General features: G+C 34.8%; 14 protein-coding genes. All 14 read left to right on the forward strand.

The features are described from left to right. The first annotated feature begins 12 nt into the window (after nt 1-12). The 14 genes from dnaJ (at nt 13) to recO (ending at nt 11,180) form a co-directional block, all read left to right on the forward strand. Nucleotides 13-1,146, forward strand: a complete 1,134-nt coding sequence (gene dnaJ / locus BU038_RS10390) for a molecular chaperone DnaJ (RefSeq protein WP_107605995.1) — start codon at nt 13-15, stop codon at nt 1,144-1,146. A 5-nt stretch (nt 1,147-1,151) separates the two neighbouring features. Continuing rightward, a complete protein-coding gene (gene prmA, locus BU038_RS10395; RefSeq protein WP_107605983.1) occupies nt 1,152-2,090 on the forward strand; it encodes a 50S ribosomal protein L11 methyltransferase in 939 nt (312 codons plus the stop codon). A gap of 1 nt (nt 2,091) precedes the next feature. Continuing rightward, a complete protein-coding gene (locus tag BU038_RS10400; protein ID WP_107605984.1) occupies nt 2,092-2,844 on the forward strand; it encodes a 16S rRNA (uracil(1498)-N(3))-methyltransferase in 753 nt (250 codons plus the stop codon). 5 nt (nt 2,845-2,849) lie between these two features. Beyond that, on the forward strand, nt 2,850-4,196 hold the full coding sequence (gene mtaB / locus BU038_RS10405; protein WP_107605985.1) for a tRNA (N(6)-L-threonylcarbamoyladenosine(37)-C(2))-methylthiotransferase MtaB: 1,347 nt from the start codon (nt 2,850-2,852) through the stop codon (nt 4,194-4,196). A gap of 130 nt (nt 4,197-4,326) precedes the next feature. Next, complete coding sequence (gene rpsU / locus BU038_RS10410; protein ID WP_000048060.1) at nt 4,327-4,503, forward strand: 30S ribosomal protein S21; 177 nt, start codon at nt 4,327-4,329, stop codon at nt 4,501-4,503. A 215-nt stretch (nt 4,504-4,718) separates the two neighbouring features. Further along, nucleotides 4,719-5,435, forward strand: coding sequence for an NfeD family protein (locus BU038_RS10415; RefSeq protein ID WP_107605986.1), 717 nt, complete (start codon nt 4,719-4,721; stop codon nt 5,433-5,435). 18 nt (nt 5,436-5,453) lie between these two features. Beyond that, nucleotides 5,454-6,440, forward strand: a complete 987-nt coding sequence (floA, locus tag BU038_RS10420) for a flotillin-like protein FloA (protein ID WP_107605987.1) — start codon at nt 5,454-5,456, stop codon at nt 6,438-6,440. Between the two features lie 13 nt (nt 6,441-6,453). Then, on the forward strand, nt 6,454-7,089 hold the full coding sequence (locus BU038_RS10425) for a hypothetical protein (protein ID WP_107605988.1): 636 nt from the start codon (nt 6,454-6,456) through the stop codon (nt 7,087-7,089). A 218-nt stretch (nt 7,090-7,307) separates the two neighbouring features. Continuing rightward, nucleotides 7,308-8,255 (forward strand): PhoH family protein, encoded by a 948-nt coding sequence (locus BU038_RS10430; protein WP_107605989.1) that lies wholly within the window; start codon nt 7,308-7,310, stop codon nt 8,253-8,255. A gap of 5 nt (nt 8,256-8,260) precedes the next feature. Continuing rightward, on the forward strand, nt 8,261-8,722 hold the full coding sequence (gene ybeY / locus BU038_RS10435) for an rRNA maturation RNase YbeY (RefSeq protein WP_107605990.1): 462 nt from the start codon (nt 8,261-8,263) through the stop codon (nt 8,720-8,722). A 3-nt stretch (nt 8,723-8,725) separates the two neighbouring features. Next, nucleotides 8,726-9,070 carry a diacylglycerol kinase family protein gene (locus tag BU038_RS10440; protein ID WP_107605991.1) on the forward strand — a complete coding sequence of 115 codons (345 nt, stop codon included), beginning with the start codon at nt 8,726-8,728 and terminating at the stop codon, nt 9,068-9,070. 14 nt (nt 9,071-9,084) lie between these two features. After that, a complete protein-coding gene (gene cdd / locus BU038_RS10445) occupies nt 9,085-9,492 on the forward strand; it encodes a cytidine deaminase (RefSeq protein ID WP_107605992.1) in 408 nt (135 codons plus the stop codon). Beyond that, a complete protein-coding gene (gene era, locus BU038_RS10450; RefSeq protein ID WP_107605993.1) occupies nt 9,489-10,388 on the forward strand; it encodes a GTPase Era in 900 nt (299 codons plus the stop codon). The genes cdd and era overlap by 4 nt, the downstream gene beginning before the upstream one ends. A gap of 24 nt (nt 10,389-10,412) precedes the next feature. Then, nucleotides 10,413-11,180 (forward strand): DNA repair protein RecO, encoded by a 768-nt coding sequence (gene recO / locus BU038_RS10455; protein ID WP_107605994.1) that lies wholly within the window; start codon nt 10,413-10,415, stop codon nt 11,178-11,180. Nucleotides 11,181-11,219: the final 39 nt, after the last annotated feature.

Genomic DNA, 11,219 nt, shown 5'->3' on the forward strand with positions numbered 1-11,219 from the left:
GGAGAGATTACAGTGGCAAAAAGAGACTATTATGAAGTCTTAGGTGTCAGTAAAGATGCGTCAAAGGACGAGATAAAAAAAGCCTACCGTAAATTATCCAAAAAATATCATCCAGATATTAATAAAGAAGAAGGCGCAGATGAAAAATTCAAAGAAATCACAGAAGCTTATGAAGTATTAAGTGATCAAAATAAACGTGCTAATTATGATCAATTCGGTCATAGCGGCCCACAAGGCGGTTTTGGCGGCCAAGGATTCGGCGGCCAAGATTTCAGCGGATTCGGCGGCGGTTTCGAAGACATTTTCAGTACATTCTTTGGTGGTGGCGGTGCACAACGTGATCCTAACGCACCACGTAAAGGTGACGACTTACAATATACTATGACGATTTCTTTCGAAGAAGCAGTCTTTGGTGCTGAAAAAGAAATTTCAATCCGTAAAGAAGTAAAATGTGAAACTTGTGAAGGTTCAGGTGCAAAACCAGGATCTAAAAAGAAAACTTGTCACTATTGTAATGGGGCAGGTCATGTAGCTGTTGAACAAAATACAATACTTGGTCGTGTGAGAACTGAAAAAGTTTGTCCAGTATGTAACGGTACAGGTGAAGAAATCGAAGAACCATGCCCAACTTGTCATGGTAAAGGTACACAAACTAAAAATGTTAAAATTAAAGTTAAAGTACCTGAAGGTGTAGACACTGATCAACAAATACGTCTTGCAGGTGAAGGCGCTCCAGGTCATAATGGTGGCCCACAAGGTGACCTATACGTTGTGTTCAGAGTTAAACCATCTGACAAATTTATCCGTGAAGGCGACGATATCTTCTACAACCTAAAAATTAGTTTCCCACAAGCAGCTTTAGGTGATGAAGTCAAAGTTCCAACTTTAGATGGCGAAGTTATTCTAACAGTTCCAGAAGGTACTCAAGACGGAAAGCAATTCCGTATGAAAGACAAAGGCGTTAAAAACGTTCATGGTTATGGACACGGTGACTTATTTGTGAATATTAATGTAGTGACTCCAACTAAATTAAGTGAAAAACAAAAATCATTAATGCGAGAATTTGCGGAATTGAGCGGTGAAGAAATTGAAGAACAACCTTCTAATTTCAAAGAACGCGCACGTAGATTCTTCAAAGGAGAATAACAATAATGAACTGGGTGGAACTTTCAATTGTAGTAAATCATGAAGCACAAGATGCAAGCACAAATATACTAGAAGACTTTGGCTCAAACGGTGTAGTTATCGAAGACTCAGAAGACTTAAAAGGAAACTTTGCAGATAAATTCGGTGAAATATATGAATTGGATTCAAAAGATTACCCTGAATCCGGTGTAAGAATCAAAGCTTATTTCAATGAATTAGAATACTCAGATGAACTAAAAGTAAATCTGATTAAAGCGATTAAAGCGATAGATACTCTGAATGAAAAAGTGTTTAGTTATTCTGAACAAACGCTTCAAGAGCAAGATTGGGAAAATGAATGGAAAAATTACTTCCATCCTTTTAGAGCTTCAAAGCGATTTACTATAGTCCCAAGTTGGGAAGAATACAATAAAGAAGATAATGATGAATTATGTATTGAATTAGACCCGGGCATGGCTTTTGGTACAGGAGATCATCCTACTACTAGCATGTGTTTAAAAGCCATTGAAACTTATGTAAAACCTGAAAATACTGTCATTGATGTTGGCACAGGATCAGGAATTTTAAGTATTGCTTGCTCATTGTTAGGAGTTAAGCGCATCAAAGCTTTAGACTTAGATGAACTAGCTATAAAAGTAGCAAAAGAGAATTTTATAAAAAATGCTTGTGCTGATTCAATTGAAACTACAACCGGTAATTTATTACAAGGCGAAACAGATAAATATGATGTTGTAATCGCAAATATATTAGCGCATATTATTGTAGAAATGATAGATGACGCTTATAATACTCTAAATGAAGATGGTTTATTTATAACATCTGGTATCATTGAAGAGAAAAGCAATGAAATTATAGAACATATGAAGCGTACAGGTTTTAATATCATTTCTATTGATCACGACAACGGTTGGGTTTGTATCGTTGGAGAGAAAGAGAGCAAATAATATGCAAAGATATTTTATAAATCAAAACGCTGATGAAAGTCAGCGTTTTTTTATTACTGAAAAAGAAGATATACACCATATTTCAAACGTAATGCGTCGCCAAGTCGGCGATAATATTATCGTAACGTTCGAGAACTTAAAAGTTTATCTGTGTGAGATTACAGCTATTAACAATGATGGCGTTGAGATTAAATTATTAGAAGAACAAGCAAACGATACTGAATTACCAGTTGAAATCACAATCTGCAGTGGACTCATTAAAGCAGACAAGTATGAATGGTTGTTGCAAAAATCTACGGAATTAGGGGCTTCTCATTTTATCGCTGTGCAAATGGAGCGCTCGGTTGTGAAACTGAACCAAAGTAAAGCTGATAAAAAATTGACACGTTGGAATAAAATTGTCAAAGAAGCAGCTGAACAAAGTTATCGACTTGTCATTCCAACTATTGAATTTGTATCGAATTTAAAGCAAGTATATGTTAATATAGATAAATATGATTATGTACTAGTCGCTTATGAAGACGCAGCAAAAGAAGGCGAGATGAGTGAGTTTAAACGCGCACTCAAACAATTCAGCAAAGGAGATCGTGTATTAATTATTTTTGGACCAGAAGGTGGTTTAAGTCCTAATGAAATTGAAATGTTCAAAAATAATAGTTACATAGTCGGTCTAGGTCATCGAATTTTGAGAGCAGAGACAGCTCCGCTTTATGCGCTTAGTGCAATTAGTTATGAAAAAGAATTAATGGGGTGAAATAAATGTCAACAGTAGCTTTTCATACTTTAGGTTGTAAAGTGAACCATTATGAAACTGAAGCAATTTGGCAATTATTTAAAGATGCCGGTTATGATCGAGTTGAATTTGATACAAACGCCGATGTCTTTGTTATAAATACATGTACAGTCACAAATACAGGTGACAAAAAGAGTAGACAGGTAATCCGACGTGCTATTAGAAAAAATCCAGATGCAGTTGTGTGTGTTACAGGATGTTATGCACAAACATCATCAGCAGAAATTATGGATATTCCGGGTGTGGATGTTGTAGTCGGTACACAAGATAGAACGAAGTTATTAGGTTATATTGAAGAGTTCAAAGCAGAACGTCAACCAATTAATGGTGTAGGCAACATCATGAAAAATCGTACATATGAAGAATTAGATGTACCATATTTCACTGATAGAACACGTGCTTCTTTAAAAATCCAAGAAGGATGTAACAACTTCTGTACATTCTGTATTATTCCATGGGCACGTGGTTTAATGCGTTCAAGAGATCCTGAAAAAGTTGTAGAACAAGCAACAACACTAGTGAATTCTGGTTATAAAGAAATTGTATTGACTGGTATTCATACAGGTGGTTACGGTCAAGACTTGAAAGATTATAACCTAGCACAATTATTACGTGATTTAGAATCAGTAGATGGATTAGAAAGAATTCGTATTTCATCAATCGAAGCTAGTCAATTAACTGATGAAGTCATTGATGTAATCAAAAATTCAAATAAAGTCGTACGTCACTTACACGTGCCATTACAATCTGGTTCAGATACAGTATTAAAACGCATGAGACGTAAATATTCAATGGCACACTTCTCAGAACGATTGATGAAGTTACATGATGCTTTACCAGGTTTAGCAGTCACTAGTGACGTGATTGTAGGATTCCCAGGTGAAACTGAAGAAGAATTCCAAGAAACATATGACTTTATACTGGATCACCACTTCTCAGAATTACACGTTTTCCCATATTCAGCACGCACAGGGACACCAGCTGCTAGAATGGATGATCAAATTAATGAAAGTATCAAAAACGAACGTGTCCATAAATTGATTGAATTAAGTAATCAATTAGCAAAAGAATACGCTTCTCACTTTGATCAAAAAGTATTAGAAGTAATCCCAGAAGAACATGGTGAAAAACCAGGTACTTTAGTGGGTTATGCAGATAACTATATGAAAGTTGAATTTGAAGGTGATGATTCACTTATTGGTGAATTAGTACGTGTTAAAATTACAGAAGCAGGCTATCCATTAAATAAAGGCTATGTTACTCGTGTGATTGATCATGCGACAAATAGTAGTGAATTTACTGCTATTGTGTAAGGTGCAAAAAATTAATTATTCTAATTGACCGCATCAACCACATATATTATAATTAGCATTGCATGGTTTATAAAAAACTATGCAAACGAATTTTAAAGTTCCGTTGTTATTTGGAGGGAGGGAAATACAGATGTCTAAAACAGTAGTCCGTAAAAACGAATCACTTGAAGATGCATTACGCCGTTTCAAACGCTCAGTTTCTAAAAGCGGTACAATTCAAGAAGTACGTAAACGTGAATTTTACGAAAAACCAAGTGTTAAACGTAAAAAGAAATCAGAAGCTGCACGTAAACGTAAATTCAAATAATTATTAAGTCTGTTGACTCCCTCAACAAACAATTAATTATTATATAATGCAGTTTAAAACAGCCCTAAGTTTTACATTTATGTAAAGCTTAGGGTTTTTTTCTTATATTTTGATGCTACATAATATAATTTTTCTATTGATGTTAAAATAAAACGATAATCCTATAATTACACTAAGTAATCATGTATAATGAAGCATGAGAGCGAGGTGAATCTATGTCATACCAAGCTGAAATCCTACATAATATTTCGGTATTTCAGGCAAGTTCAAATCCTACATTACATCAAATCAGCGATTTTATAACAAGTCCATTTATTTCATTAATTTTAACCTGTATTATCTTTTTAGGTTTTCTTTATCAACTCTATTCCAGACGTATTAATTTTCCAGGTATTCTTGCTGCATTAGCCTTATTGATATTATTTCTAGGCTATTTGATTCAAGGAGAAGTCTCTTTAATTTCTGTTGGATTATTTTCTATAGGTGTGATACTGCTCGTTATCGAATTGTTTGTCATTGGGGCAGTAATCGGAATTATAGGCATGGTCCTAATTACAGTAAGTATGATTATGCTTGGCGAAAATATTCTCTGGATGTTAGTCAATGTTATAATCGCTTTAATACTGACTATTATAGAATGGGTGATATTAGTGAAAGGATATAACAAAAAGATTTCGTTATTTGAAAAAGTTATTCTCAGAGATTCGACAACGTCTGAAGCTGGCTATACTTCACACGATGACCGCTCTAATTTAGTTGGACAAACTGCAATTACTTTAACAGAATTACGTCCTGCAGGTATGATTTCATTAAATGACGAACGCATAGATGCAGTTTCAGATGGTACATTTATACAAAGAGATGTAGAAGTCAAAGTAACCGAAGTTGAAGGATCAAGAGTAGTTGTCCGAGAGGTTCCAAAAAACACATAATATTAGGAGGCACTTACTATGTTAGTACCGTTAATAATCATTGTTATTATTGCAGTCATTGCTTTATTAATTTTATTTTCATTCGTACCAATTGGTTTATGGATTTCTGCAATAGCAGCTGGTGTTAAAGTAAATATCGGCACATTAATCGGAATGCGCTTAAGACGCGTTTCACCACGTAAAGTTATCGCACCATTAATTAAGGCACATAAAGCTGGTTTAAACCTTACAACTAACCAACTTGAATCACACTACTTAGCAGGTGGTAATGTTGACCGCGTTGTAGATGCAAATATTGCCGCGCAACGTGCTGACATTAATTTACCTTTTGAACGTGGCGCTGCTATCGACTTGGCAGGTCGTGACGTTTTAGAAGCTGTCCAAATGTCAGTAAACCCTAAAGTTATTGAAACGCCATTTATTACAGGTGTCGCAATGAATGGTATTGAAGTAAAAGCAAAAGCTAGAATCACAGTTCGCGCAAACATTTCTCGCTTAGTCGGGGGTGCTGGTGAAGAAACTATCATCGCACGTGTCGGCGAAGGGATCGTTTCAACTATCGGTTCAAGTGAACACCATACAGTTGTCTTAGAAAATCCAGACAATATCTCAAAAACTGTATTAAGTAAAGGGCTAGATTCAGGAACAGCCTTTGAAATTTTATCTATTGATATCGCAGATGTGGACATAGGTAAAAATATCGGTGCAGATTTACAAACTGAACAAGCATTGGCTGATAAAAATATTGCGCAAGCTAAAGCTGAAGAGCGTCGTGCAATGGCAGTTGCGACTGAACAAGAAATGAAAGCACGTGTACAAGAAATGCGCGCGAAAGTTGTGGAAGCAGAATCTGAAGTTCCACTTGCAATGTCTGAAGCACTTAGAAAAGGTAATATCGGAGTTAAAGATTACTATAATTTGAAAAATATAGAAGCTGATACAGGTATGCGTGAGTCTATCAATAAACGTACGCAACCTAATGATAACGAGTCACCAGACAAGTAAACGAGGTGATTAAATGAATATCGGTCTGATTATATTTGTTGTCAGTGTTGTTATCTCATTAATAACAGCAGTTAACGATAAGAGTTATAAAAAAAGACAACAAAACCAACCAAAATCATCACAACCAAGGCGACAGCCTACAACTGAACGTAAGCAACAAAAAGGATTTCTAGAGCAATTAGGTGAAAAGTTTGAGGAAATGCAAAAAGAGTTAGAAGGTACACCACCTTCTCCAAATCCTGAACATTCACCTAAATCAGAAGAATCTACCCGTCCTAATCGTCGACCTTCACAACCAAGACCAACGCGTGAACAGTCATCACAACCAAGACTAGATCCAACACAAAAAGGGCAAGTACTAACACAAGAACTTAATGACTCTTTAAATGGTGAGTTACAAGATTTACGTTCACAAATGGATCGAGAAAAACAAAAACAAATTGCGATATTAGAACGTCGTGCTCAAGCAATTATTGCTGATAAATATCTTTCAGAACGTGCTAAAAAAGAAAGACTCAAACAACTATTCGCTAATAAATTTAATCAAACAAACACTCGCACAAATGAAGATTTACGTTTCGATGAAGATGAGATATTAAATGGTTTTGTTTGGTCAGAAGTACTTAAAAAGCCGAAACAATTACAATAAATGAAATGGATTGGATAGACATTTTTTTATGTCATCTAATCCATTTTTCTTTTGTATACACTGAACTTTATTGGATTAATAAACAGCAAGAACATGATATAATGGTTATATGAATATGTGGAAATTATTAACTAAGTCCGTAGTTTCCGTTAACCATTATATTCTGCATCTTAATTAAAATATGCTAAAAAGCGATAATAATGAAAAGGAGTTAATGTATGCCAGGAATAATAGTTATTGACGATATCAATCAAGCCCAAGCACTAATAGGTAACAATGATGAACATTTACAAGCAATAGAAGAAGCGTTTAATGTAATTGTTCATGCTAGGGGGCAAGAAATAGCTGTAAAAGGGCAACAACAAGAAGAAATTATAAAAGCAGAAGCTGTAATAAAAAACCTTTTAAAAGTAATTGATCAAGGCGTATCAATTAATCTTAAAGATGTAGAAGCAGCAATTAAATTGGCAGAGAAAGGTTCAATCCAACACCTTGTTGACTTATACGATGAAGCAATCACAAAAGATGCTTATGGTAAAACAATTCGAGCAAAAACGATGGGTCAACGTCTTTATCTAAATGCGATGAAGCATAATGATTTAGTTTTTGGTATTGGACCAGCAGGTACTGGTAAAACTTTCTTAGCTGTTGTGTATGCTGCTAAAGAATTACGTCAAGGTAATGTGAAAAGAATTGTATTGACGCGTCCAGCTGTAGAAGCAGGTGAATCATTAGGTTTCTTACCAGGTGACTTAAAAGAAAAAGTAGACCCTTATTTAAGACCTTTATATGATGGTCTTCATACGGTACTAGGTCCTGAACAAACAGCACGTTTTATTGAAAGAGGCATCATCGAAGTTGCACCACTAGCATATATGAGAGGACGTACACTTGACGATGCATTTGTCATTTTAGATGAAGCACAAAATACGACTCATGCCCAAATGAAAATGTTCTTAACACGTTTAGGATTTGGATCAAAAATGGTCGTAACAGGAGATATGACTCAAGTAGACTTGCCGAGAGGTATTAAAAGTGGTTTAAAACAAGCTGTAAAACGTTTATCAGGCGTTAAAGGTATTAGTGTACAAACATTAGACCAAAGTGATGTTGTACGTCATCCATTAGTAAGTAAAATTATCAGCCGTTATGAAGGAGATGAATAAACACCATGTTCACGATTGATTTTTCAAATCATACGGATGAAGTAAAAGAAGAATGGTATGCCCAAATTGAAAAGTTATTAAACTTTGCTAAAGAACAAGAAAACATTGAAGAAGATGCAGAACTTTCAGTGACATTTGTAGACAAAGAAGAAATTCAACAGATTAATAGAGACTATAGGGATAAAGACAAAGTTACAGATGTCATTTCATTTGCATTAGAAGAAGATGAACCTGAAATTGAAGGTTTGGATATTCCTCGTGTTTTAGGTGATATTATCATTTGTGCTGATGTCGCGAAAGAACAAGCTGATGAGTATGGACATTCTTTTGAAAGAGAACTCGGCTTTTTAAGCTTACATGGTTTCTTACATTTACTTGGCTATGATCATATGAATGAAGCTGACGAAAAAGAAATGTTTGGAAGACAAAAATCTATATTAGACGCTTATGGCTTAACAAGAGAATAGTCTATGAATCGTTTTAAGTATCCCATTCAAGGATTATTGACCATACTACAAAAGGACCGTAATTTTTTATGGCATATCGCAATCGGTTTTTTAGTCATTGGTGCGTCTTTTTACTTCAATATTACCCGCATGGAATGGATTGCGGTTATTTTAACAATTTTTCTGGTGTTAGCATTTGAAGCAATTAACACTGCGATTGAATACGTTGTTGACCTTGTAACGGATGATTATAAACTGTTTGCTAAATATGCTAAAGATATCGCAGCACTTAGTGTGCTTTTAATATCTGTCGCAGCAATGATTATAGGTCTTATTATCTTTATCCCTTACATTGTTAACTTATTTTAAAGGAGAGAGATAAAATGGCTTATACTCAAGAATATTATGAAAAAGTAAGAGAAGCGCAAAAGCGTTCATATTCACCTTATAGTAACTTTAAAGTTGGTGCTTACTTAAGAACCAAAGACGGTAAAGAATTTTTTGGTGCAAACGTTGAAAATGCTGCATATGGTGAAGCAATTTGCGGAGAACGTTCAAGCTTAGTTGCAGCAATCAGTCAAGGTTATAGACCGGGTGACTTCGAATCTTTAACAGTTACAGTGGATGCTGACAAGCCTTCTTCACCATGTGGGTCATGTCGTCAAGTCATCAAAGAATTATGCGATGACGATATGCCAATTTATTTAACTAACCATAAAGGCGATATGATTGAAACAACAATCGCCGAATTATTGCCATTAGGCTTTTCAGGAAAGGATTTGAATATATGACAGAACATAAATCAGGCTTTGTTTCTATTATAGGCCGTCCTAACGTGGGTAAATCTACGTTTATGAATAGAGTGCTTGGACATAAAATCGCAATTATGTCAGATAAAGCACAGACAACAAGAAATAAAATTCAAGGTGTCATGACTGAAGACGATGCGCAAATTATTTTTGTTGATACTCCGGGCATCCATAAGCCTAAACACAAATTAGGCGATTATATGATGAAAGTTGCAAAAAATACTTTATCAGAAGTAGATGCAGTCATTTTCATGGTAAATGCTGATGAGAAAATTGGTCGTGGTGATGAGTATATTATGGAAATGCTGAAAAGTGTCAAAACACCAGTATTTCTTGTCATCAATAAAATCGATTTGGTTCATCCAGACGAAATTATGCCAATTATTGAATCATATCAAAAATATATAGAGTTCTCTGAAACTGTTCCAATGTCAGCGTTAGAAGGCTTAAACGTCGAACATTTTATCGAAGTACTTAAATCATACTTACCAGAAGGTCCTCAATATTATCCAGATGGCCAAATTTCTGATCATCCTGAACAATTCGTAGTAGGTGAATTAATCAGAGAAAAAATTCTTCATTTAACAAGTGAAGAAATTCCGCATTCAATTGGCGTTAATGTAGATAGAATGGTTAAACAATCGGAAGATAAAGTACGTATTGAAGCTACAATCTATGTTGAAAGAGATTCACAAAAAGGCATTGTCATTGGTAAAGGCGGAAAAAAATTAAAAGAAATTGGTAAACGTGCAAGATTAGATATTGAAAATCTGTTAGGTTCAAAAGTTTATCTCGATTTATGGGTGAAAGTTCAAAAAGATTGGCGTAATAAAATAAACTTTATTCGTCAAATGGGCTATATAGAAGATCAAGATTAAACTAGAAGGTCGGTGGTACCTTTTATGTTGGTAAAACAAAAAGGAATTATAATTAAAACAGTCGATTATGGCGAATCAGATAAGATTATTACCATCCTAAGCGAAAGTGGTGCGAAAATTCCTTTGATGGTTAAACGTGCTAAAAAAAGCAGAACAGGTATGCAGGCTAATACACAGTTGTTTGTATACGGCCTGTTTATCTATGCCAAATTGCGCGGCCTTGGCATACTTAATTCAGTTGATGTTATCAGCCAAAATTATCAGCTCCGATTAGATATTTACGAAAGTAGTTATGCGTCACTTTGTGCAGAGGTTATTGATAAATCAATGGATGAAGAACAAATTTCCAAGTTTAATTATCAACTTTTACATTTTTGTCTTAACCGAGTTGAAAAAGGTTATAGTGCACAGCTGATGTCTGTCATCGTTCTTTTGAAAAAAATGCCGGATTTTGGTTTTACTATCTCATTCAATCAGGACATTATTTCAGGCGATACCAACCAAGCTAATTTAATTGGATACAGTTTCAAATATCATGGCGTAATCTCCCAAGAAAATTTGTATAAAGATGAAAGAGCAATCCCTATCTCTAATAAAACACTCTATTTATTGGATGTTCTTCAAAAACTGCCAATCGATAAAATGAATACAGTCAACATTCACCAAGACATAGTAGATGAAATGTCTGATTTACTCATCATGTTATACCGAGAATATGCAGGTGTGTTTTTTAGAAGCCAGAAATTAATTAATCAACTGCATCGTTTAGAAACTGATAGTCAGAAAAAATAATAGAAAATAAGGGTATATCGCAATTTCACGATATACCCT

It is taken from the genome of Staphylococcus simulans, assembly GCF_003043455.1.
Taxonomy (GTDB): Bacteria; Bacillota; Bacilli; order Staphylococcales; family Staphylococcaceae; genus Staphylococcus; species Staphylococcus simulans_A.

Excerpts from the sequence above, each read along its gene's own strand:
- prmA (WP_107605983.1), top strand. The coding sequence starts at position 1,152 with ATGAACTGGGTGGAACTTTCAATTGTAGTAAATCATGAAGCACAAGAT.
- cdd (WP_107605992.1), top strand. The coding sequence starts at position 9,085 with ATGGCTTATACTCAAGAATATTATGAAAAAGTAAGAGAAGCGCAAAAG.
- BU038_RS10440 (WP_107605991.1), top strand. The coding sequence starts at position 8,726 with ATGAATCGTTTTAAGTATCCCATTCAAGGATTATTGACCATACTACAA.
- mtaB (WP_107605985.1), top strand. The coding sequence starts at position 2,850 with ATGTCAACAGTAGCTTTTCATACTTTAGGTTGTAAAGTGAACCATTAT.
- BU038_RS10430 (WP_107605989.1), top strand. The coding sequence starts at position 7,308 with ATGCCAGGAATAATAGTTATTGACGATATCAATCAAGCCCAAGCACTA.
- rpsU (WP_000048060.1), top strand. The coding sequence starts at position 4,327 with ATGTCTAAAACAGTAGTCCGTAAAAACGAATCACTTGAAGATGCATTA.
- BU038_RS10425 (WP_107605988.1), top strand. The coding sequence starts at position 6,454 with ATGAATATCGGTCTGATTATATTTGTTGTCAGTGTTGTTATCTCATTA.
- recO (WP_107605994.1), top strand. The coding sequence starts at position 10,413 with ATGTTGGTAAAACAAAAAGGAATTATAATTAAAACAGTCGATTATGGC.
- BU038_RS10400 (WP_107605984.1), top strand. The coding sequence starts at position 2,092 with ATGCAAAGATATTTTATAAATCAAAACGCTGATGAAAGTCAGCGTTTT.
- ybeY (WP_107605990.1), top strand. The coding sequence starts at position 8,261 with ATGTTCACGATTGATTTTTCAAATCATACGGATGAAGTAAAAGAAGAA.
- era (WP_107605993.1), top strand. The coding sequence starts at position 9,489 with ATGACAGAACATAAATCAGGCTTTGTTTCTATTATAGGCCGTCCTAAC.
- BU038_RS10415 (WP_107605986.1), top strand. The coding sequence starts at position 4,719 with ATGTCATACCAAGCTGAAATCCTACATAATATTTCGGTATTTCAGGCA.
- floA (WP_107605987.1), top strand. The coding sequence starts at position 5,454 with ATGTTAGTACCGTTAATAATCATTGTTATTATTGCAGTCATTGCTTTA.